The following is a 24,861-nucleotide window of genomic DNA, read 5'->3' on the forward strand; positions in this document are numbered from 1 at the left end:
CCCTGCAGGTACTGAAGCAAGATCTTCTGTTGTTGCTCCGGTATTCCACAAGAAAGTATATGGAGGCGTACCACCACCAACGGTAAGATTTACTGAACCATTGCCGCCAAAACATAATGCATGTGTTGGAACTGCATTGGCTGTAACATCTGTTGGCTGATTAACTGTTGCATTTGCTGTTTCTGTACAGCCGTTGGCATCAGTCACAGTTACACTATATGCTCCTGCAGGTACTGAAGCAAGATCTTCTGTTGTTGCCCCGGTATTCCACAAGAAAGTATATGGAGGCGTACCACCACCAACGGTAAGATTTACTGAACCATTGCCGCCAAAACATAATGCATGAGTTGGAACTGCATTGGCTGTAACATCTGTTGGCTGATTAACTGTTGCATTCGCTGTTTCTGTACAGCCATTGGCATCAGTTACGGTTACACTATATGCTCCTGCAGGTACTGAAGCAAGATCTTCTGTTGTTGCCCCTGTATTCCACAAGAAACTATATGGAGCCGTACCGCCACTAACTGTAAGATTTACTGAGCCATTACCACCAAAACATAATGCATGTGTTGGAACAGCATTGGCCTGAACATCGCCCACCGTTACATCAATTCCACAAGGCGCCTGGTTAAGTGCAGTGTTGGAGTATGTAATGGTAAGCTCAAGCCTGTAGTTAGTTAATCCCGCAGTAACTGTAACTTCTTGTCCATTGTCTGCCCCGGTAATGCTTGCATCACCTGACGTAATGTTCCAATCATAGAATGTATTAGAACCGACAGGATCATTAAGAGGCCCTCTGAAAGTTGAAACGCTACCTGCGCATGGCGAACAATTTGTTAAACATGAAACTAAGCATGTAGCTGTGCCATTTACGGGTACACTTACCTGGGCATTGTTAGGACATAATCCTGTTGTGCCCGCTTTTGGTGTGAGGGTTACATTGAAATTAATTGTTTGTGCTTGGTCCGCGGGAACTGCAGTATAGACTGGGCTTGCAACGTTATTGAAATTTAAACTACCTGCGCCATCTTCTGTCCATAGCAAATCATAATCACTGATATTTCCTGGAGTCACACTAACGTTCAATGTAGTGTTATGTGCAGCTGTTCTGATATCAATAGCTGTAGGATTTGCTGTTGCCGTTGCTGTTGCACCGGTTGTAATGTTTACTGTTTTTGTACAGATGCTGCTAAATACAATACCTGAAAATGTTCTTGAAACAGACAACTGAACAGTAAAGGATGTGCCTGCTGCAAAACCACCTGCCGGTGCGCTGATGCCAACACCTGGAATTGTTGTTACACCTGAAGCTACCGAGCCACTTGTGCTGCCGGTAAGAGTTGCATTTGCTGTATTCGTTCCGGTAAGGCTCCATGTATAAGATGTGGTTACACCTGCTGCATTAGTAAGGCCGGCAGTTGCAGTTGAACTTGTTGTCAATGGACACAAGTCTGGAGAAGTAATATTACAACCCGGTGGTACCACTACTGCATCTGCTTTCAATGAACGATCCTGGTTACCACCGGAACCATCCAATTCAATCAAACGGGTGTGATAAGGAGAACCATTGATATCACTTGCTGATTCGCCAATACCCCAATCTGATTGTGAAGCAATATGGCCACCCCAACCAAGTATTACCGTATTTGCCCCACCACTGAAATTAGCAGTGAACGTAATCGATAACCTTGTTTTTGAGCCATCTGCAGTTAAATCGCCTTGCGAAACATAACTCATTGCAGTTATGGTTCCGTTATAGATCGTAAAATCTTTTAAATTCAAGGCATTAAAGCTCGTTGTAGGCTGGCCTGCAACGGGTGAACCTGCTGAACTTGGTTCAGGAATGGGCCAGGTATTTGTTGAACTTACAGTTAATCCAAAACCTGGGTTTACCACTTCAGCATTATGTCCAAACAATGAATTGTGTAAAGTATTACTACCAAGGTTTTGGAAATGAGTAATGTAATCAATAGCATGTTTGGTACCTGATGAGCCCATAATATCCCACTCAATAATAATATTATGCGAAGTATTATTGGTTAAACCCGATATACGCATACGATAAGGGATCGACCAGCTTTCAATGAAATGCGAATTCTCTGGTCCGGCATTACCATTTACCCAGTTATTGGGAGTTGGAGGTTCGCCTATTCCGCCATTCCTGAGTTGATCTAAATCGGCTGCCTCGGGAGGCGCAAACTTAGTGTTGAAGACCAGGGAGCGAATTGGATTCATTGCATCCAATGTAAACTGAACATTGCTGTTGCTAACCAATGTTCCCGTTTGAATTGTATTCCACTCATTTGGAACATGGTTCGTAATCTCTGCATGTGCAACACCCGCATGCTGCCCGTTGTAAAGAATACTGTTTAAATTAAAAGCTATCCACTTGTCAGCATTATTATTTGTTGACAGCTGACCAACAGCATTAAATGAAAAAATTAAAAGGTTAAGAAAAAAAAGCGTTAGAATTTGTTTGATGTAAATAGCGAATCCATTGCACCAATGTATTTTGGGTTGGGTGTAATGAATATTACATCGATCTGTAGAAATATTCATAAAATCAGCTTTAAGAGTTAAAAAATAACTTAGCCTGTTTTCACCGGATGGATCAAACAATTGGGTTGGTGCAGGTATTTTTCTGTACCTGTTAAAGTTTAACCATTACAATAGCGACAATTTCTTTCGAAGGAAATGGATGGTTGATTTTTCCGGATATGAGTTTAAGAACATTGGAAATAAAGACAGGGCTGGTTGCTGCAGGACATTGAAATAAAAGACAGGACAAAAAGTAAATGGAAATTAAAAGGATAATTGGGTGCTTATTGATAGAAACATGAACATGATACACATACATCCCGCAATGCATGGAATCAATTCAACACATAGGTATATCTCCCCGCCGTTAGCTTTTGTAAAAACTGACGATGGTCATATTAATTATTCAGCATGCACTCATTGTTAAAACTGAATACACAGCTAAATAACCTGAACCAATAAAATGAGTACAGAATTCGTAATGGTTTCGAAGCAAGAAATACTTTTTCGAAATGGTTAAAAAACTTTACAACTACAATTTGCTGTTTAGAAGGGAGGGTTAAGAGGGGTAGATTAAAACAGGGGTTTGGGTAGGTGCACGGTTTAAAAAACTTTTGCGGGACTATGAAATTAAATAATGATTTTACTAAATGCAAGCAAGTGAACAAATATTTAATTTAATTATTTAATTGAAGAAGAAAGGCAATGCAATACCAGAGCCAAAAACAGATACTCAAGTTCAATAAAAAATAAACCCCGGAAATTCCGGGGTTTATTTTTTATTGAAGAATTATTTTTTGCCACCAGCTTTTCCCTTTCTGTTGCAGTAGAATATAATACACACCCGAAGACAGTTTTTCGAGATGAACGGGAATTGTATTTGTTTCAGCAATTGAATTTCTTGTAATGGTTTGTTGTGATATTACACTGCCATTATTATCAATAACCCTTAATTCAAATTTCCCCATTAGCTTACCTGTAATCAACAGATTTGAAAAACCATTGCTTGGGTTTGGACCAAACTGCAATTTCATTTCGTCGTTCTGTATTTCACGTACTGCTGTTATTATTTCATTCGTAATAGTAATATCAGCACTGTTTGTTACAATCGGCAAATTGTAATCGAAATAAATACTTGCCTTATTCTTAATTACATCATTTGTTGATACGGTATTTTTTGGTTTGATGCGGAATGCAACAAAGCCAACGCTTCTGATGAGATTCGTTGTGCTGTCGGGCAGTTTAATATCGTTGAAAACCCATTGCAGTTTGTTTCCTTCTTTAATTGTGAGACTATATTTATGGCTGCTGCCGATCATTTCAAAAGAACTCCAATCAAGTTTGTTTTCTAATGTATCCATCAAGCGAACAGTAAAGGCCGTATCATTACCGGTGTTTTGAAAACGGATCATATAGTTGATGTAAGCACCGTTCTGAATTGTTCTTAATGGCATACGTCCTGCAAAGCTTTCCTGTTTATCATTTGGATCATATGAACCTTGCACAAGTTGACGCAAACTACTTGTATCATTTGAAGGAGTAAGGTCTCCCGTAACAGGTAACACAACTGCAGTGTATTTTAATGTATCATTGTTATTGAGCATTGGTGGTGCTGTTAATTGCAACTCAATTCCAATTGCAATTGAATCAAGTGGTTTTAAGTTCGTATAGTTCCAGGTAATGGTATCTGCAACTATAGATGCCGGCAATGGCAAACTAAATGAATAAGCTGAGCGATTGTCTTTGATCAACTTCACAGTTCCGTTTGCAATAGTTGTTGTGCCGATGTTTTTATAATTCAACACATACTGTGCTTTAAAGCCGGGACGTGCTGGGGACACAGGAATTAAATGTGTAATCAGATCCTGTTTGTTAGCGATTGGTTGAATGGCAAAGCTGAATGAATCAGTATTAAGATAAGAACTAAAAGTGCTGTTGCGGGATGAAGGCACAACTGTATAGTAAGGATTGAAGAGTTGAAGAGTGGTAACATAAGCTCCCGTATCAACAGGCATTTCGAATGCACCGTTATAGGGTGAAGCAGAAGTTATCTCTACATCTTGTTTTTTTACAACCACCAATCCATTATTAAATCCTGTTTCACCTGCATCTTTTGTATTGTTTGCATTTGCATCAAGATATAATTGGCCCTTAATGGAATTCATACTACCCAACCAAAATACCACTCCACGATTATAAGTCACATCATTTCCTGTAACAATGTACTCTCCATTATTCAGCAGCCATGATTGGTAGCCCCAGGTACTTTCAGGATTAGGCGTTACAACATCCCACAATAAATCACCATTTGCTGATAAGTGTAACAGCCAAGGTACAATTGCCGATAGATTGTGTTTTGTAAGATCTCCATCTCGTGAGGTTGTGGTACCTGAAACTAATATTGAATTATCTATCATCGGCTGTATCGAATATCCATAATCAGATTCCAATCCGCCGAACGTTTTAGTCCAAAGAATACTGCCATTTTGCATAGACGCTTTTGCAACGAGTAATTCTAAATTATAATTAAACTGACTGCCCGGATTAAGTACAAAATCCAATCCTGTCAAAACGATCGAATTATCATTTGCAATTTTTACTGAATGAAAAGAAGGAACGCCGATTTGTCCTGTGTAGACATTTTTCCAAATATAATTACCTGTATTATCTATCTTAAACAACCAAGCACTATGTATGCTGTTGTTTACCCCAGCAAGATCCCCGTTGGTAGACGCAGTTTTTCCCGCAATAATAAATCCGAAGTCACTTGACTGTACAAGTGAATATCCTTGATCATTTTCAGTACCACCATATAACTTAGACCAAACAATATTACCTGTTTCATCAATTTTTAATACCCACACATCATTTCCCCCCTTATTTAATGTTACATCTCCGTTACTAGAAGCCGACCATCCAACAACAACAAACCCGCCTTTTGAATCTTCAATTATTTGATATCCTTCGTCATCGCCTGAGCCACCATATTTTTTCTGCCACAACAAGTTGCCATCGAAGGTAAATCGGGCTATAACCATCTGGTAGGCATTTGCATTATCCCAGTACTTTCCTGTGGCAATATAACCTCCATCATTTGTTTCTACTACTGACGTAAAAGCACTGTTATAGAACGAGTCTGCCAATGCTAGATTTCTTCTCCATAACTCTTTTCCTACACTGTCAGTTTTTAATAAAAAAGGGCGATTACCCAAAGACTTATATTCGCCTGTAAAAAATCCGCTACCGGAATTCATGCGTGTTGAATCACTGCCGGCTAGAATTAAACCACGACTTCTTGTGGGTTTGGCATCGTAGATAATTAATGGTATTTGATCGCTATTACCATAATATTTTTTGAACTTAATAACAGGAGCCTGAGCCTTAGGCGAAAAAAGGTTGCAACAAAAGAATACTGTCAGAATGATTTTCACTAAAGGATGCTTCATTGGTTTAAATAGAGATTATGGATGTAAAATACAAAAAGAATCGACATTGACTTTCCTTCTCATTTTCATTTATACCTTGATGTGATAACAAAAAAATCCCCCTGCTCTCGCAAGGGGATTCTATTTCAATCAACTTAATTTAATTAAGCACTCACTTTTCCTTTCACCTTCGCAATTACCTCTTCGGCAACGTTGTTTGGTGCAGGTGCATAGTGACTGAACTCCATGGTTGAAGTTGCACGACCAGAAGACAATGAACGTAACTGTGTAACATAACCAAACATTTCACTCAATGGAACTTTGGCTCTGATCACTTGTGCATTACCTTTTGTATCCATACCTTCCAGCATACCACGACGACGGTTCAAATCTCCCGTAACATCACCCATGTACTGATCAGGCGTTACAACTTCTACTTTCATGATTGGCTCGAGCAAAGTTGGTTTTGCTTTGCGTCCTGCTTCACGGAAACCACTCTTTGCACACAATTCAAAACTCATTGCATCAGAATCCACATCATGGTAGCTACCATCAAATACACGCACCTTCATATCAACCATTGGATAGTTGGCCAATACACCATTCGTCATTGCAGTTTCAAAACCCTTTGTAATGGCAGGAACAAATTCTTTTGGAATTGATCCACCAAACAAATCGTTTACAAACTGGTATGATTTACCGGGGTTTTCTTTCAACCACTCTTCATCAGCAGGTCCGATCTCAAAAATGATATCGGCGAACTTACCACGACCACCCGATTGCTTTTTCAGTACTTCACGGTGTTCAACACTTTGTTTAAACGACTCTTTATAAGCCACCATCGGTGCACCTTGGTTAATTTCAACTTTAAACTCACGACGCATACGATCAACAATGATCTCCAGGTGTAATTCACCCATACCACTTAAAATGGTTTGACCTGTTTCTTCGTCTGTGCGTACACGTAATGTAGGATCTTCTTCTACCAGTTTAGAAATTGCTAAACCCATTTTATCTACATCAGCCTGAGCTTTTGGCTCAACAGCTAAAGAGATCACAGGTTCAGGAATAAACATGTTCTCCAATGTGATCGGATGATTTTCATCGCACAATGTATCACCGGTTTTAATTTCTTTAAATCCTACAGCTGCACCAATATCACCCGCTTCAATAAAATCGATTGGGTTTTGTTTGTTGGCAAACATTTTCATGATACGGCTGATACGCTCTTTCTTACCGCTACGTACATTCAACACATAAGAACCGGCATCAAGATGACCTGAGTAAACCCGGAAGAACGCCAAACGACCTACGAACGGATCGGTCATGATCTTAAATGCCAATGCTGCAAATGGTTGTTTTGCATCCGGCTGACGAGTAATTTCTTCACCAGTATCAGGATCAGTTCCTTTAATGGCTTCGATATCCATTGGAGAAGGCAGGTAACGACATACCGCATCCAATGCTGTTTGTACACCTTTGTTTTTGAAAGATGAACCACACATCATTGGTACAATGCTAAGATCGATCGTTGCTTTACGCACCGCTTCATGAATTTCATCTTCAGTGATCGAATCAGGATTATCGAAAAATTTCTCCATTAATTTATCATCGTATTCTGCAACAGCTTCAACGAGTTGACCTCTCCAGTCTTTCGCTTCTTCAAGCATATCTGCAGGAATGTCAATTTCATCAAAGGTCATACCTTCTGTTTCCATGTGCCAGATGATCCCTTTCATTTTGATGAGATCCACCACACCTGTAAAATCATCTTCTGCTCCAATTGGTAACTGAAGAGGAACGGCTTTTGAACCCAGCATTTCACGCACCTGCTTAACTACGTTTAAGAAGTCGGCACCACTGCGATCCATTTTATTTACAAAACCGATACGTGGTACATTGTAACGGTTCGCCTGGCGCCATACAGTTTCAGATTGTGGTTCTACACCATCAACCGCACTGAACAAAGCGATCAAACCATCCAATACACGCATAGAACGTTCTACTTCTACAGTAAAATCCACGTGACCGGGAGTATCAATAATGTTGAAGTTGTATTTTTTTGTATTTGCATCTTCCTTGCCTTTGTTGGTAGGGAAATTCCACACACAGCTTACAGCAGCCGAAGTGATGGTGATACCTCTTTCTTTTTCCTGCTCCATCCAATCGGTTGTAGCTGCACCATCGTGCACCTCTCCAATACGGTGAATCATACCGGTGTAGCGGAGGATACGCTCAGTAGTTGTGGTTTTACCGGCATCAATATGCGCCGCAATACCAAAGTTTCTCTGAAATTTTAAGTCTGCCATGACTATTTGTTTGAATGTTTATCTGTTTAAAAAAAACGTTGTGTGATTGTTATCTGCGACTGTTTCTCTGTTCGGCACCTGTGGCGTCGCACACTTCAGGTTCGGGATGGCTATCAGCATATAGACGGGAAGGAACTGTCCGTTTTACCGGAACACCTGTTGCTGATATGTAGATTTTTATACTCTCATAATACGCCGGTCAACAAATAATCCTGTTTCACGTATGCACTCCTCACCTGTGATTACCTGTTTAGGCGCCGCAAAAGTAAGGAAATTACCTGACCTATAAATCAGTTGCGTTCAAAAATATGGGAAACAAAAATCCCCCTGTTTTGAAGGGGGATTCTGATATATTTTTCATTACTGAAATTAAGATCTGAAATGCGCAAACGCTTTGTTTGCTTCAGCCATACGGTGCGTATCTTCTTTCTTTTTGAAAGCTCCACCTTCACCTTTGCTTGCGCTTACAATTTCGTTTGCTAATTTATCGGCCATGCTGCGACCGTTACGCTCACGACTGTAGCGAACGAGCCATTTGATGCTCAATGAAACTTTACGATCAGCACGTACTTCCGCAGGAATCTGGAAAGTAGCACCACCAATACGACGGCTGCGTACTTCAACAGCAGGAGTTACGTTTGCAACTGCTTTCTTCCAGATTTCATAACCGTCTTCGCCGGTTGTTTTGGCAACTTTATCAATTGCATCGTAGAAGATGGTAAAAGCAGTGCTCTTCTTACCTTGCCACATCAGGTTATTCACAAAACGAGTCACCAGTACATCGTTAAATTTAGGATCTGGTGCAAGTGCTATCTTTTTCGGTTTCGTCTTCCTCATTGTATATAAGAATTACTTAGTTCAGATTATTTTTTAGCCTTTTCTTTCTTGGTTCCGTATTTCGAACGGCTCTGCTTACGGTCTTTTACACCGGCAGTATCCAACGAACCACGAACGATATGGTAACGTACACCTGGCAAATCTTTTACACGACCACCACGTACAAGTACAATGGAGTGCTCCTGCAGGTTATGTCCTTCACCCGGGATATAGGCAATCACCTCTATCTTATTGGTTAAACGAACTTTGGCTACTTTACGTAACGCTGAGTTCGGTTTTTTAGGAGTGGTTGTGTACACACGTGTACATACACCTCTGCGGAACGGGCACGCATCCAACGCACGGGATTTGCTTTTCGCCCTGATAATTTCTCTTCCTTTTCTTACTAATTGTTGTATTGTAGGCATTCGTAACCTTTTATTTTTCGGACGGCAAAGGTAGGAGGTTAAGATTTAATAACAAAAACTTTAACCTTTTTTCTGCTATCAAAATAATCCACATCTTTTCAGCGTTTGTGGAGAGTATATGGTACGGGGCAGTTTTTTGTAACGCCCGAACCTGTATTTTGAGGCCTGATACCTAAAGAAACTGCCAACCAAGCTTATGAACAAACTTAAAACCCTCTTTTCTTCAACAATTTATACAAGATGGGTATTTCTGTTTCCTTTAGTTTTTACATGTTTCAGTGCATTTGCACAGGCTCCCGGCGCCGCTTTTACAGCGAGTCCGGTCAGTGGTTGTGCTCCATTACTCGTAACGTTTACTGATCAATCGACCGGAAACCCAACCAACTGGAAATGGGATCTGGGCAACGGAACCGTATCAACACAAAAAAATCCTTCTACCAACTATTTAACACCGGGGCTTTATACTATTAAACTGGTAGTGGCTAATGCATCGGGCGCCGATTCTCTGATTAAAACCAGCTATATTAATGTAATTCAACCGCCACAGGCTGCTTTTTCCACTTCCACCAGCTCTGTTGGTTGTTTTCCGCTCAGAGTTCAGTTTGTTGATAATTCGGTGGCCACATCGGGAGGCGCCATTACATCCTGGGAATGGGACTTTGGAGATGGTACAACCAGCACCGCCCAAAACCCCTATCATGTTTACTACAACACGGGTAATTATAATGTAGCATTAAAAGTAACCAACAGCAGTGGTTGTTTTACATTATTGGTAAAACCCTCGTTTATCAGGGCGTCCAATGGTGTAAAAGCGGATTTTAGCGCCAGCGCCCCGGTTAATTGTAAACCACCGGAATCGATCAGCTTTACCAACCTTACCACCGGGCCCGGAACAGTTACCTATAGATGGGATTTTGGCGATGGCGGTAACTCCACTACTACCAACCCTTCGCATATCTATACTACAGCCGGTACTTATAATGTGAGATTGATCGCAGAAAGCGATCAGGGCTGTATTGATACAATTACTAAGAACAACCAATTAAGTATTGGTAATTTTAATTCCAACTTCAGCTTCAGGGATAGTGTTTGTATTGGTGATACGGTGAAATTTACAAACCAATCTGTGCCGGCTCCGAATGCATCTACATGGTATTTTGGCGATGGCACTACATCTATCACAGCCAACCCGATCAAAATTTTCAGCACCACCGGTGCTTATACAGTAAAACTGGTCAACAACTATGGAAACTGTGTTGACTCATCCATAAAAACAATTAATGTTATCAGCAACCCGGTTCCAAATATTCTTGTAAATGATTCCATTGCATGCAGTGCACCGTTTACAGTAAATTTCTCTAACACTACCGCAGGAGCCAAACAATGGTTATGGGATTTTGGAGACGGTGCTATTTCAACACAACAGAATCCATCACATACTTATACAGCTGAAGGAAATTATACAGTGAAGCTGACAGTTCAGCTTTCAGCAGGTTGTACAGGTACAATCACTAAAACAAATTTTATCCGGGTACAGAAACCAGTTGTTTCGATACCCGGCATGCCAACAGGTGGTTGTTTCCCTTACACATTTAATCCCGTTCCTTCCGTGATATCGGCGGATTCTGTTATTTCCTGGTTATGGGATTTTGGTGATGGCGGCACTTCAACACAACAATTCCCAAGTCATCTTTACCCGGGTCAAGGGAATTATACCATTCGTTTAACTGTAACAACAAAGAGAGGTTGCACAGAAACCATCACCTATGTAGATGGCGTAAAAACAGGCACGAAACCAACTGCTAATTTTTCTGCTGCGCCACTTACAAGTTGTGCCGGACAGCCGGTTAATTTCACCAACCTAAGTTCCGGCTCACCCGATGCTTTTCGATGGGAGTTTGGCGATAACGGCACAAGTACTCTGCAAAACCCTTCCTATGCTTATAACAAGGCGGGCTTAATGACAGTTACGTTGATTGCTTATAAAAATGGTTGTGGTGATACTGTAACAAAATCAAACTACATCAACATACTACCCCCGGTATCAAACTTTGGAATAGTGTACGATTGTAACACCACTTCCACCGTTTCATTTGTCGACAGTTCTATTGGAGCAGTTACCCGTATTTGGAATTTTGGCGATGGAAATACATCAACAGCAACCAATCCATTGCATGTGTATGCATCTCCCGGCACTTATACTGTTACATTAAGTGTTACCAATGGAAGTTGCACAGATACATCACAACGTGTGGTCAACTTTTTAAATTTCAATCCAACGATCATTACAGATCAGAATGCAAAATGTAAATTCCAATCATTTAGTTTTTCTGCCGGCAATGTAACACCAGCTAACATCACATCTTGGTCGTGGGATCTTGGAGACGGCACTACCAACAACTCAGCATCATTCAATCATTTTTATACTGCTGTCGGCAGTTATACAGTTAAGCTTGTTATTACAGATATAAACGGGTGTAAAGACAGTACAACAAAACTATTGAATGTGTATGGAGCAACTCCATCCTTCACTGCACTCCCCAACCCACAGTGCGTTGGTCAATCAGTAACATTTACCAATACATCAACAACCGACGGAACACACCCAATTACAAATTATTTATGGCGCTTTGGCGATGGCAATAATTTGAATGGAAATAATGCAACAGTGCAACATAGTTATACCACAGCATCAACTTATTTTCCAAAATTGATCGTAACTGATTCATACGGTTGTGTTGACAGTACATTAGGAGGGGCAGTTCTTGATATCTTTGAAACAAAGCTTGGTTTTTACGCAGTAGACAGTTTGTCTTGCCCTAACGGAAACGTACAATTTGTAAATACTTCAACAGGTAGTAACTTAAGTTATACATGGGATTTTGGTGATGGCAATACATCAACAGCTGTTAATCCTTCGCACAGTTATGCAGCAACAGGCACATACACGGTGAAGTTGATCGGTCGTGAAGCAATTGGTTGTGTAGATTCCACCATCAAAATAAATTACATTACTGTTGATGTACCCTTAGCAAATTTCATTGCGAGTGATACATTCACCATCTGCCCTCCGTTGCAGGTACAGTTTACAAATACATCAACATACTATAAAACAGTTCTCTGGAACTTTGGCGATGGCAATACATCCACTGCAGCAAATCCATCTTACTCCTATGCGATTCCAAACGATTATACAGTTACATTAACTGTAACATCAGCCGGTGGATGTACAAGCACCAAACAAATGCTGATACGTGTATTGTCAAACACAGTTGGTAATCTCAGCTACAATCCAATTACCGGATGTTTCCCCATGCAGGTAAACTTTGCGGTAACAGCAAACAACAATGTAAAATACCTCTGGGACTTTGGAGATGGCAACACGTTGTTTACAAGCGATTCAACGGTCGGTTTTAATTATCAATCCCCCGGCTTTTATGTACCAAAAGTGATCTTACAGGATACACAAGGTTGTTTAACACCATTGATAGGTATTGATACAATAAAGATATTTGGTTCAAAACCGGACTTCAGTGTCGATAAAAAAGTGTTGTGCGATAATGGTACCATTCAATTCCGTGATTCATCGGTTACAGCAGATATTGTAAGCAGTTATGTATGGAATTTTGGTGATGGTAATACAAGTGGTTTACGTAACCCCTCACATTCTTACGGCAACACAGGTGTGTATGATGTAACGCTCACCATTAACACTGTAAACGGATGCAGTAATACCATTACCAAACCACAATTAATAAAAGTTGTACCCACTCCGCAATTAAGTATTACAGGAACTACCGTCTATTGCAGTCCGGCTACTGTAAATCTCACCGGCAACCTGATTAATCCTGATACATCTGCAATACAGTGGACATGGAAAGTTGATAACAGAATTGTGAACACAAAAAATCTTTCCAACTTTTCTATTCCAGCTGCAGGCACTTATACTGCATGGCTCATTGCAACAAACAGCAGTGGTTGTACAGATAGTACATCAACCACTATTACAATTAATCAAACCCCAACCATTGATGCCGGACAAGACACCACTATCTGTATTGGCAGCAGTTTCGTTTTAAATCCATCTGGCGCTTCTACCTATTTATGGTCGCCGGGAACTGATTTGAATTGTACCAATTGCACGAATCCTGTTTCTACTCCACAAAATAATATCCGCTACTATGTAACAGGCACATCAGCAGGTTGCAGTACGGTTGATTCTGTTTTCATTCGTGTAAAGAAACCATTTACCGTTACCGTTAGTGCAAGCGATACGTTATGTGTGGGTGAAAGCATGCAGTTACTTGCTACGGGTGCAGAAAATTATAGCTGGTCGCCGGCAACCGGACTCAGCAGTTCAACAATTGCGAATCCGATTGCAACACCAACAACAACTACAACTTATACCGTTACAGGTTTCGACAGCAGCAGTTGCTTTACCGATACAAGATCAGTAACAGTTTATGTGTATAATTATCCAACCATCAATGCGGGCAATGATACCGTGATCATAGCAGGAACAACAGCACAATTGTTTGCCGCCGGTTCGCCTGATATCATTTCATACAACTGGTCGCCGTTTACAAACCTGAGTTGTACCACATGCCCTAACCCCATTGCTTCTCCAAAAAATAATACAACGTATACAGTTGAGGTAAGTAACATCGCCGGTTGCGTATCATCAGATGAAGTAACTGTGTTGGTGGGATGTTTAGCCGGGCGTATTTACATCCCCAATGCATTTACACCGAACAACGATGGAAAGAATGATCGCTTTTATGTGATTGGTGATGGAGTTGATAAGATCAAGCGTATAACTGTATTCGACCGTTGGGGTAAGCCTGTCTATTCAAAGGAAAATATACAGGGAAATAATCCTGCAGTTGGTTGGGATGGTACACGTAATGGCTATGAACAGCCAACAGGTATGTACACCTACATCACCGAAGTTGTTTGTGGCGACGGTGCTGTATTTAAAATGCAGGGTACGATTACACTCATCCGGTAATTATTTTTTTGATAACCGATATTAATAGCTGTGGTTGCCCACAGCTATTTTTTATTAAGGGAAAATAGAATGAAAGCGGTAATTTGTAGGAAAGCGATCAATATGAACAACAGGTGGTTTTTAGTTGCAGCAATTTCTCATGTATTGAATAGCTATTCAGTTGCTCAGCAAAAACCGAATATCATTTACATTATGACCGATGATCTGGGTTATGCAGATCTCAGTTGTTATGGACGTAAAGATTATCAAACCCCACATCTCGATAAACTTGCTGCACAGGGAATGAAGTTTACACAAGCATATGCGGCCGCTCCTGTTTGTACACCCACTCGTACAGCATTTATGACAGGCCGTTATCCTGCACGCACTTCTATTGGTTTGCTGGAACCCTGGGTACCTTCAAAACGTGATAACAGTATTGGTTTAAACGCAGCTGATCATTCGGTAGCGGCATTGGTAAAAAAAGCTGGCTATGAAACTGCACTCATTGGTAAATGGCATTTAGGTGTCGGGCCATCCTTCTCTCCGCTTGATAATGGGTTTGATTATTTTTACGGCATTTACACCGGTGCAGCTGATTATATTTCGCACAAAGGCGATGGAGAAATGCATGATCTGTATGAAAACAGAACGCCTGTTTATACAAAGGGATACGCAACAGAACTACTTGGCTCAAAAACAATTTCATTCTTACAACAAAAACACAATAAACCATTCTTTTTAAGCCTGCAGTTTACTGCGCCGCATTGGCCATGGCAGGGACCAAACGATCCTGCTTTGCCTGACACTGTTAAAATGAGTGCCAAACTCATGGCGACAATGGGAACAGCGGAAGCCTATAAAGCAATGATGAAAAGTCTGGATGAGCAAGTTGGCATAATTATGAAAACATTGGAAGAAACTGGATTAGCTGCAAATACAATTGTGATCTTCACCAGCGACAATGGTGGTGAAAAATTTTCAGATATGGGACCACTTGCGAAAATGAAAATGACAGTGTGGGAAGGTGGTGTGCGGGTTCCTGCATTTGTGCGATGGCCCGGAAAAATTAAAGCGAATACTGTATCGCATCAACAGGTGATAACAATGGATTGGACAGCAACCATCCTTGCAGCTGCGGGTGCAAAAGCAAATGAAAAGTATGCGCCTGATGGCATTGATCTGCTTCCTGTTCTTACAGGCAAGCAACAGGTTTTGCCAAGAACATTTTACTGGCGCATTACTCAACGCCGCAATCAACACGCTATACTTGATCATAACTGGAAATACATTGTTGATGAAACCGGTGAACACCTTTTCGATCTATCGGTTGATGAAGGGGAACGCAATAATCTTATTACAACTCAGCAGGTAAAAGTAGAAGAGCTAAAGAGAAAATATAAGGCATGGGAGCAATTGGTGTTAACCCCTTTGCCTTTGCAATGATATTTTATCGGTTGGTGAAAACACACAACTTGGGCGTGATTCTTTCATTAATACACCGACAGCAGCGAGAATGAACGAGTGCAACAATTTTTCATTTGTTATCACAGCCAAAATCAATTTTCATTATTATTTTTTTTCCATTATTTTTTATGTAAACTTCATCTTTCCCTACCTCCTTGTACAAAGTGTCAAGTAGATTTATTTTATCATAAAATCCACTAGCATCGAGGTTAAGATTTAATTTTTCGACTCTTGAATCCCCTAGATTTTGCACCTCAAGAGTTGGGAATGAATGCTGTGAAGAATCTATGTATTTTTTTATCAGAATTCCATCCAACTTTATTTTTTGGAATTCTTTGTAAGTAATACATCTGGCATCTTTCGAAAACTGGGGTATCAAAAAACGAAAAATAAAAAATGAAAATAAAATAATAGGTAATAAAATGTAATACCTTTTCTTACCTGTATTAAGCATGTTATTTAAATATTCTTTTGCCATTTTAGTATTTTGGCTTATTTGTTCATGCTCCCTTATTCATAACACTCTAACATACTGCAAAGCGAAAATAAGCATGCATGCACCCAGCTACAATATCTGATTACCATAAAAAAGCGGCTCTTCTCAAAGCCGCTCTACTGTTTTCATTGCAGGTTTATATTTTAAATAACCATTCGTGTATATCTGCTGCTTTCCCTTCACGGATATCAGTTAAACGACGTTTCACTTCAGGAGAGATCGTCCATTTATCAGTATCGAACTTCATCACAGTATCTTTATAACATAACTCTTTGATCATTGAAATAGTTGCTGCTGTACCTGTACCAAACACTTCTTTCAATGTTCCGTTTTGAAATGCTTCCACTACTTCATGAATGCTGATGGGCCGTTCTTCAACTGTTAAACCCATATCTTTTAAAATAGCGATCACGCTATCTCTTGTAACACCGGCAAGAATGGTACCTTCATCCAAATTTGGAGTAATGGCTGTATTGCCAATGATCACAAAGCCATTCATCATACCAAATTCCTGCAGGTATTTATGTTCAACTGCATCTGTCCACAATACTTGGTCGTATCCTTTTTTCTTTGCTTCGTTTGTTGGATACATGGATGAGCCATAATTACCGGCTGCTTTTGCAAAACCAACACCACCGGGCACTGCACGTACAAATTGTTCTTCCACATAGATCTTCATCGGTACCGCATAGTAAGGACCGGTTGGACAAAGAATGATCATGAACTTATACTTATCGCTCGGCTTCACTCCTATCACATCATCATTTGCAAACATGAATGGACGGATATACAATGAATGATCCTTCTTCATCGGAATCCAATCTTTATCTATTTCAATCAGCTTACGCATCCCTTCAATAAAAATTTCTTCAGGCACTGTTGGCATCTGCATGCGTTCTGCCGATTTATTGAAACGATTATAATTATCGTATGGACGGAAGATATAAGCTTCACCATTTTCATGACGAAACGCTTTAATGCCTTCAAATATGCTTTGTCCGTAATGCATGGCGGCATTAGCAGGAGAAATGGTAATAGGTTGATAAGGTTTGATCTCTACATTCTTCCACTCACCATCTTCATAATCGGCAACCAGCATATGATCAGTAAAATGTTTACCAAAAGGAACATTACCCAGATCGAGGCTGCTCAGTTTACTTGTTTCAGATTTTGTAATTAAAATATCCATAGCACCAATCATAACTCGTTATTTTTGTCACGCAAAGAAACGAAAAAAATAAACAAGGGTTTTACTCCAACTCAACTATGTCTTTTGATAACATTCAACTTACTGACGATCAATTGGCCGATCTCTACGGCAAACAACTCGTAATTGTTGAAAAAGGAGACAATACCAGCGAAACTGAAACGAAAGCAGCCAAAACCAGCATCGCACCTGAACCTGTAGCCGCTACTGCTCCGTTGCAGGGCATTACAGGTAAAAACAAAAAGCAGTTCATGTGGCTGGTGGAAGAACATTATTTCCCTTACCTCAACGATGCTGATTTCCAGTTCCTGGGCGATGTATTGACCGCCTGTAAAATGAATATGGAAGATATTGCCCTGGTGAATGTGGCCAATAACCGTAACCATTTCGATGAACTGGTGCAGCAATTGCAACCAAAGTTCATTATAGCATCGGGTGTGCAGGTTGATGCGTTACCTATTCAACCGGCTGATTACCGTGTTCAGGATCAACAGGGTTATTTGTTATGTTGCACTGAAACGCTGGAAGCCATTCGCACCGATAAAAGCAAAAAATCAAAATTATGGCTGGCATTAAAACAAATGCTGGGCCTGTAAACCTGTTTATGCAACAACTCATATTCGCCAGCGGTAACCGGCACAAAGCCGAAGAAATTGAAGCCGCTCTTCCGGAAGGTTTCCGCATTCTCACCATGAAAGATGCGGGAGTTGATGAAGAAATTCCTGAACCATTTGACACTCTCGAAGAAAATTCGAAACACAAAGCACAGTTCTTAGCAGAACGTTTGCAACAGGATTGTTTTGCCGAAGACACGGGGCTTGAAGTGGAAGCGCTCAATGGTGAACCGGGTGTGCGTTCGGCCCGTTATGCAGGCGATGGGAAAGATTTTTCTGCCAATACTGACAAGCTTCTTGCAAATATGCAGGGCAAGGAAAATCGCAAAGCCCGTTTCCGCACTGTTTTTTCGCTTATCCTTGATGGTAAGCTTTACCAGTTTGAAGGAATCTGTAACGGCACGATTTTAGAAAATAAAGCTGGAACAGGGGGATTTGGATACGACCCTGTATTTTTACCCGACGGAAGCAGTAAAGCTTTCGCCGAAATGACGATGGAGGAAAAGAACAAATACAGTCACCGTAAAAAAGGGCTCGACCTGATGATCGATTTCCTCAAAAAAAGTTAAGGAGAAACCAAGATGCAAAGCAACCAAATGATTCCTGATACCGACTTAATTAGTGGATGCATTTCCGGCGACCGTCGCATGCAGAAAGCTCTGTACGACAAATATGCCGGTAAAATGTACGCCGTTTGCCTCCGCTACATGGGCAATGCCGATGATGCACAGGATATATTACAGGAAGGATTTGTGAAGATCTTTAAAAACCTGGAACGTTTCAGAGGCGAGGGATCATTTGAAGGATGGGTACGACGCATTTTTGTAAATACCGCAATTGAACAGATCCGTAAAAAGAAAACCGACTTATCATTAACAGAGAAAGAAGAAAGTATTGAATACAAATCCGTTTCGGCGATTGAAAACATCAACGAAAAGGATTTGCTCAGGATCATTAAAGACTTATCACCCGGCTACAGAAGCGTGTTTAACCTTTATGTAGTTGAAGGATACAGTCACAAAGAAATTGGCGAATTACTGGGCATCAGCGAAGGCACCAGCAAATCGCAATTGGCAAGAGCAAGAATGATCTTGCAGGATAAAATTAAACGCTGAGCTAAATAAATCATGAACGACTCCACTCTTCAACAATTACTTCTGCAAACAGAAGTTGCCCCACCGGAAATGGTTTGGGAGAAGATTGCTGTTGATCTTGATGAACTGGAAGCAGATAAACCTTTGCAACAACAGGTGCTGCAATTGGAAGAAGAAGCCCCTTCATTTGTTTGGGAACAATTACAACCTGCGTTAGACGATCTCTCGATTCAACAAAAAATAAACTCGGTCGAAGAAATTGTTCCTGCTAGTGCATGGGAGCAAATTGAACAACAGTTGAATATTGAACAGAATGATGCATACGTTGCTGCAACCTTGCAATCAACTGAAGTAACACCTCCTGCTGATGCATGGAGTTTCATTGAAGCTTCACTTGAAGAAAGCGGAGCCAAAGTAATTTCCATCAACAGAAATTCTACAAAACGTTTCTATCGCATGGCGGCAGCTGCGGCTGTTTTTGGTATTCTTGCATGGGGTGGTTACCGTTTGCTCAATAATAATTCAACTGAACAATCTGCTCCAATTGCTTCTGTACAGGAATCTGCAACACCCAGTGTAGTAATTCCGGTTCCTGCTCAACAAGACAGTATTGAGGATGATGTGCAACCAGATGTTACACCTACCCGTGTTCAAATTAAAGAACGTATCAAGCAAAAACTGAAACTCAACGACGCCGTTGCATATATTGAAACCCCGGATCATAGTTTGGAAAATCACGTTCCATACCAGGGCATTCATCATCAAAAACAACTTGTACCACAGGAAACAAATGGTTTTTCTGAAAGTCAGTATTACATGTTGCTGAACGATAACGGAGAACTGGTACGTGTTTCCAAAAAAATCACCGATCTGAAATGTGTGGCTGTTTCCAATTCTACAACAGCTACCGCACAGGAGTTAAAAGATTGCAACGAACAGTTGAAGCGCTGGCGTGAAAAAATGGCCATGGCGGCTGCTTTTTCTGCATCTGCCGGCGACATTGATCTCAACCAGCTCAGCAACAGTATTTCTGATCAGCAATAATATTCTTACTCACCGCTTACCTTTTCACTATGTCACGCATCCGAATCACACCCCCCTCCTCTTTTTCGTTTACAGCAACAATCCCAGTTCGTATTACCGATCTTAATTACGGGAATCATGTTGGCAACGATGCTGTACTTTCTATTATTCATGAAGCAAGAATGCAGTTTCTTACTCATCATGGCTTTACTGAACTCGATTGCGGAGGTGTAGGTTTAATCATGAGCGATGTGGGTATTGAGTTTAAGAAAGAAGTTTTTTATGGTGATGTGCTGGAGATCAATGTGGCAGCAACCAATTTCAGCAGCGTTGGATTCGACCTGTATTATCAACTGCTGAAAACAGATCAAACAATTGTAGCAGCAGCCAAAACAGGAATGATCTGTTATAACTATGCTCTAAAGAAAATTACACAAGTACCCGTGATTGTGAAAGAGAAGCTGGGAGGAAGAGAATAGGAAATCGTTGATCGGCAATTAGCAATAGGTTAATCCGTATTCAAGTGATCGAAGCAGGTTACTTCATTAATTTAATTTCATTAAGCAACGATGCTGCATAACTGCTGCTAAGCTTTACCAGTTCATTATACTTCTGTACTGCGTCTGCTTTTTTATTTTGTTTTACATGGCACATGCCAATGTAATAAACCGTTGTTTCAAATCCCGGTTTTAATTCATTTGCTTTATTTAACCGAACTAATGCTTCATCAATTCTGTTCATTGAAAAAAGAGAAAAACCAAGCTCTGAATACGAAAGATAATTCTGCTCTTCAAAACCAATTGCCTTTTGCAAATACGGAACAGCTTCGTTGAATTGACCAAGATCGTTATAGCACCATCCGATCCTGTAATGAATTTTTGATTCTGTACTATCTAATGAAAGGGCTTTCAAAAAATCAGCCAAGGCAAGCGCCGTTTTCTTTTGGGCATCTTTATACAGATCGCCTCTTGCTATATAAACTTTATCATAAGAAGCATTTTGTTTGATCACCTGGTTAAAGTCAGCAAGCGCTTCGTTTACCTTACCCAATTTGTATTTTGCAAAACCGGCTTCATAAATAATGCGAAAATTTGTAGGATCGAGTTTGCGTGCATTCGTTAATGCAACAAGCGCTGAATCGTATTGCTCCAGTTCATTGTAACACCAACCTAATTCATAATGAGCGGCTGCCATCGTTGGCTTCTTTTCGATCATTTGTTTGAAAAGAGTAAGAGCAGCTTCGCATTTACCCTCCCTGCGGAGCTTGCGTGCTTCTTGGTATAACTCGTCTGTTTTATCAGCCTGCGCTGTTGCTGTAAAAAACCCTGCTGCCAGGAAGATCAATATGAGAAACTTTTTGGACATTGTATTGTGTTCACAAATCATAATCAGGAAAATCCTAACAACTTCATCAGCTGTTCCAAATCTTCCAACTTTCTTCCGCCTGAATCAACAACATATCAGCCCCGTTTTTGATCACTGCTCCCTGCGCTTCGGCCATTTGCAGGAAAGCAGTTTTTTCGGGGTTGTAGATGAGATCATAACAAAGAAAACGATTATTTATGCAATGATAAGGTAATGATGGTTTATCAAGTACATTCGGTTGCATACCCAATGGTGTTGTGTTGATAACTAATTGAACAGTTTGCATCACTGCTTCATCGAGTTCATCGTAGCTGATTGTGGTTGCACTCTTGTTACGGGAAACCGATTGGTATGTGATGCCTAACTGCTTCAACACCCATGCCACAGCTTTGGCGGCACCACCGGTACCGAGTATTAATGCATGCTGATGATGTGCCTGCAAAAATGGTTCAATTGATTGCCGGAAGCCTGTTACATCTGTATTATAACCAATCAATTTACCGTCTTTGACCTGGATGCAATTACAGGCACCGATCTCCTGAACGGCGGCCGATTGCTCATGCAAAAAAGGAAGCACCGCTTCTTTATAAGGGATGGTTACATTGATGCCTTCCAAATCTTTTACTTGTTGTATTAGATTTGGAAACTCGTTGATGGATGCAATCGGATACAACTCATAACTACAGTTATGAATTCCCTCTTCAGCAAACTTCTGTGTGAAATATTTTTTTGAAAATGAATGACTCAACGGGTAGCCTATCAATCCAAACTGCCGCATTATGCTTTTTGTTTATCGAGGAACATATGAAATGTATCGCCACGTAAACCCAAACGCATGGTCTCCAGCGGAATTACTTCTGACGGAGCAATATTACCAAGGTTTACATTATGACCTACCAATTCAATAAAGTACAATTGCTGGGCTTTTTGTGGCGCCTCCCAAATGATCTTTTCTTCCGGGATCTGGGTTAAAATTTCCTGCACCAATCCTTCTCTTACCTCACCGCTTCCACGATAAATACCAACATTACCGGCTTCTCTAGCTTCCGCAATTACATAAGTTGAGCCTGCTTCCAGTTCAGCACGCATCAGTTCGATCCACTTGTACGGAGGAATGATATGGGCGGCATCTTTACTACCTACTTCGCTCAACACTGTACCGTGTTTCGTCAACTTCTCAATGTATCCGCATTTTTCTGCGTGTGGTATTTCAATAGAACCATCACTCACTTCCATATACTTCACACCAAATTCTTTACACACACTGATATAATCTTCAAATTGATTACGGATCAGGAAGGCTTCGAACAAAGTGCCTCCAAAATAAACAGGTATGTCGTAGGAAGCATACACTTCCAGTTTTTGCTTGAGATTTGGTGTAACGAACGAAGTGCCAAAGCCCAGCTTCACAATATCAACATGGGGCTCAGCAATGCTCATAAAGTTCTTTGCCTCTTCTACGCTCAAACCTTTATCCATCACCATTGTAATACCATGGGCACGGGGTTTCTTATTTCGTTCCGGAATCTGTGTAAGATTAAAATTCATTGAAAGTTCATTTTTTGGATCGGCGCAAAAATAGGAAAGCAGCAGCAACCTGCAAGTACAGATTTACTGACATTCGTCAGCATCAATACGTTACAATGACCGGGAGCGCTTGTAGCGTGCAATAAGATCAACCACTTGTGGATGCTGCAACAAACGGGGCTGTAATTCGATCAGTTTTTTGATCAGCTTGGGCGCTTTTGACATCGCATATTCAAGCTGGGCAATGGCCTGCTTTGTTTTTCCACTTGCAAAAAAGATAGCAGCTCTGTAAAAGATATAGATGGGCTTGCTGCCGGTTGCTTCGTAAGCCGCAACAGCATAATCATCGGCATTTTCCAGCATATCCGCTTTGAGCATACATTCCAGCATTGCACTCCAGCCTTTTACATTTTTAGGCCGAGCCTTGATCACATTGGCAAAATGCTCAACCGCTGTTTTATAGTCGCCAATCTCAACCAAAGCCATACCCATAGCAAGATTGTAATCGGGCTGTAATCGATGAATGCGAAGCGCCTGCTGCATTTGCTTGATGGCACTTTCATACTGTTCTTCATTGAGATAAGTACAGGCAATTTTGTAGTACAGTTTACTGTCCTCAGGATTCATATGTGATGCTTTCCGGTAATGAAAGCGTGCCTGCGCATATTGTCCCATGCGGTCGTAGCAATACCCGATCGCTTCGTGTATTACTTCTTCCGGACGACTTAGTTCCAATACCTTCTCCAGCATTTCAATAGCATCCTTGTACTTGCGTAAACGAATATAGGCGTCCCCAATATTGCGGTAAGCGTAATCAAATTTTTCATCGATCGTAATACAATACATGTAAGCGTCGATGGATTTCTCATACAACTTGAGCCCCTGATAGGCTGCACCCAAATTGAACCAGGCCAGTTCACTATACGGATGATCGTTGATGATGTTGAGATGAAGCTTGATCGATTCTTCGTTGCGGCCGGTGAAATCGGTCCAGAAGCAGATCTTGTAAAGTGCTTCCTCGTTGGTGGGCTCTTCTTCCAGAATGAGTTTGAGGCAATCAAATACCTTTTCAAATTCTTCGTAATCATCATACACATCGGCAAGCTCAAATAATAAACTTACCCGCTCTTCACCCGAGAATAATTGCAACGCCTCCTCTAACAACTCCACTGCTTTTTGCTGTTGATCAAGTGCCAAATAAGCATCTGTACGAAGAATGTACAGATCAATATCGTTACTGTCGAGCAGTTCTGCCTGATCGAGCACATCCAAAGCTGCTTTGTACTGGCGGGTGGCCAACAGCAGATCGGCCTTTTTTATGTGTAAAGCTGAAGAATAAGGATAGATCTCGATCCCGAGCTCTGCTGCCTGAAGGGCCTGGGGAATATCCTCTTTGTCGTCAAAATAATCAATGAGTTTTTCAAAACTTTCTTCTTCGAGAAAAGAGTGAGAGCGCCCGTTCTTGAGATTTTCAAACAAGCGAAGTAATTCTCTGATTTCTTCTTTGTCGTTTCGAGAGGGATTTTGCTTCATGTGGTTGCAGGTTATTGTAAATTAACCCGTAT

Annotated in this window: 18 protein-coding genes; 7 read left to right on the forward strand and 11 right to left on the reverse strand. The window is 40.8% G+C overall.

Features of this window, described 5'->3' with window-relative positions; all coding sequences use genetic code 11:
* The 5 genes from WG989_RS20410 to rpsL all read right to left on the reverse strand — a co-directional run.
* Window positions 1-2,559: hypothetical protein (locus WG989_RS20410; protein WP_340431974.1), on the reverse strand; the 2,559-nt coding region annotated here is incomplete at its 3' end.
* Between the two features lie 758 nt (window positions 2,560-3,317).
* Window positions 3,318-5,984, reverse strand: coding sequence for a DUF7619 domain-containing protein (locus WG989_RS20415; RefSeq protein WP_340431975.1), 2,667 nt, complete (start codon window positions 5,982-5,984; stop codon window positions 3,318-3,320).
* Between the two features lie 143 nt (window positions 5,985-6,127).
* A complete protein-coding gene (fusA, locus tag WG989_RS20420; RefSeq protein ID WP_340431976.1) occupies window positions 6,128-8,272 on the reverse strand; it encodes an elongation factor G in 2,145 nt (714 codons plus the stop codon).
* Window positions 8,273-8,641: 369 nt separating this feature from the next.
* Window positions 8,642-9,109 (reverse strand): 30S ribosomal protein S7, encoded by a 468-nt coding sequence (rpsG, locus tag WG989_RS20425; RefSeq protein ID WP_340431977.1) that lies wholly within the window; start codon window positions 9,107-9,109, stop codon window positions 8,642-8,644.
* Window positions 9,110-9,135: 26 nt separating this feature from the next.
* Window positions 9,136-9,516, reverse strand: a complete 381-nt coding sequence (rpsL, locus tag WG989_RS20430) for a 30S ribosomal protein S12 (protein ID WP_340431979.1) — start codon at window positions 9,514-9,516, stop codon at window positions 9,136-9,138.
* Window positions 9,517-9,712: 196 nt separating this feature from the next.
* Between rpsL and WG989_RS20435 the strand changes: the two genes are divergently transcribed.
* A complete protein-coding gene (locus WG989_RS20435; protein ID WP_340431980.1) occupies window positions 9,713-14,524 on the forward strand; it encodes a PKD domain-containing protein in 4,812 nt (1,603 codons plus the stop codon).
* A 102-nt stretch (window positions 14,525-14,626) separates the two neighbouring features.
* Window positions 14,627-15,949, forward strand: a complete 1,323-nt coding sequence (locus WG989_RS20440) for a sulfatase (RefSeq protein ID WP_340431982.1) — start codon at window positions 14,627-14,629, stop codon at window positions 15,947-15,949.
* 91 nt (window positions 15,950-16,040) lie between these two features.
* Here the strand turns inward: WG989_RS20440 and WG989_RS20445 are convergent, their stop codons facing one another.
* The gene (locus WG989_RS20445) at window positions 16,041-16,448 is read right to left on the reverse strand and encodes a hypothetical protein (protein WP_340431983.1); all 408 of its coding nucleotides are present in this window, start codon (window positions 16,446-16,448) and stop codon (window positions 16,041-16,043) included.
* Window positions 16,449-16,602: 154 nt separating this feature from the next.
* On the reverse strand, window positions 16,603-17,667 hold the full coding sequence (locus tag WG989_RS20450) for a branched-chain amino acid aminotransferase (protein ID WP_340431985.1): 1,065 nt from the start codon (window positions 17,665-17,667) through the stop codon (window positions 16,603-16,605).
* 65 nt (window positions 17,668-17,732) lie between these two features.
* Here WG989_RS20450 and WG989_RS20455 point away from each other — a divergent pair, with 65 nt between their 5' ends.
* From WG989_RS20455 to WG989_RS20475, 5 genes are read left to right on the forward strand one after another with little or no spacing between them, the layout of a single operon-like run.
* The gene (locus tag WG989_RS20455; protein WP_340431987.1) at window positions 17,733-18,269 is read left to right on the forward strand and encodes a hypothetical protein; all 537 of its coding nucleotides are present in this window, start codon (window positions 17,733-17,735) and stop codon (window positions 18,267-18,269) included.
* An 8-nt stretch (window positions 18,270-18,277) separates the two neighbouring features.
* Window positions 18,278-18,856, forward strand: coding sequence for an RdgB/HAM1 family non-canonical purine NTP pyrophosphatase (rdgB, locus tag WG989_RS20460; protein WP_340431988.1), 579 nt, complete (start codon window positions 18,278-18,280; stop codon window positions 18,854-18,856).
* A gap of 27 nt (window positions 18,857-18,883) precedes the next feature.
* Entirely contained in the window at window positions 18,884-19,402 is a 519-nt protein-coding gene (locus WG989_RS20465) for an RNA polymerase sigma factor (protein WP_340431989.1), read from the forward strand.
* A gap of 12 nt (window positions 19,403-19,414) precedes the next feature.
* Window positions 19,415-20,425 (forward strand): hypothetical protein, encoded by a 1,011-nt coding sequence (locus tag WG989_RS20470; protein ID WP_340431991.1) that lies wholly within the window; start codon window positions 19,415-19,417, stop codon window positions 20,423-20,425.
* 29 nt (window positions 20,426-20,454) lie between these two features.
* A complete protein-coding gene (locus WG989_RS20475) occupies window positions 20,455-20,883 on the forward strand; it encodes an acyl-CoA thioesterase (RefSeq protein WP_340431993.1) in 429 nt (142 codons plus the stop codon).
* 58 nt (window positions 20,884-20,941) lie between these two features.
* On the opposite strand, the gene WG989_RS20480 is transcribed toward WG989_RS20475, so the two are convergent.
* From WG989_RS20480 to WG989_RS20495, 4 genes are all read right to left on the reverse strand, one after another.
* The gene (locus WG989_RS20480; protein WP_340431994.1) at window positions 20,942-21,769 is read right to left on the reverse strand and encodes a tetratricopeptide repeat protein; all 828 of its coding nucleotides are present in this window, start codon (window positions 21,767-21,769) and stop codon (window positions 20,942-20,944) included.
* A gap of 46 nt (window positions 21,770-21,815) precedes the next feature.
* The gene (locus WG989_RS20485; protein WP_340431995.1) at window positions 21,816-22,547 is read right to left on the reverse strand and encodes a shikimate dehydrogenase family protein; all 732 of its coding nucleotides are present in this window, start codon (window positions 22,545-22,547) and stop codon (window positions 21,816-21,818) included.
* Window positions 22,547-23,317, reverse strand: coding sequence for a phosphosulfolactate synthase (locus tag WG989_RS20490; RefSeq protein WP_340431996.1), 771 nt, complete (start codon window positions 23,315-23,317; stop codon window positions 22,547-22,549). Before WG989_RS20490 ends, WG989_RS20485 begins: the two co-directional genes overlap by 1 nt.
* 90 nt (window positions 23,318-23,407) lie before the next feature.
* Entirely contained in the window at window positions 23,408-24,829 is a 1,422-nt protein-coding gene (locus tag WG989_RS20495; protein ID WP_340431998.1) for a tetratricopeptide repeat protein, read from the reverse strand.
* Window positions 24,830-24,861: the final 32 nt, after the last annotated feature.

The sequence above is a fragment of the Lacibacter sp. H407 genome (assembly GCF_037892605.1).
Taxonomy (GTDB): domain Bacteria; phylum Bacteroidota; class Bacteroidia; order Chitinophagales; family Chitinophagaceae; genus Lacibacter.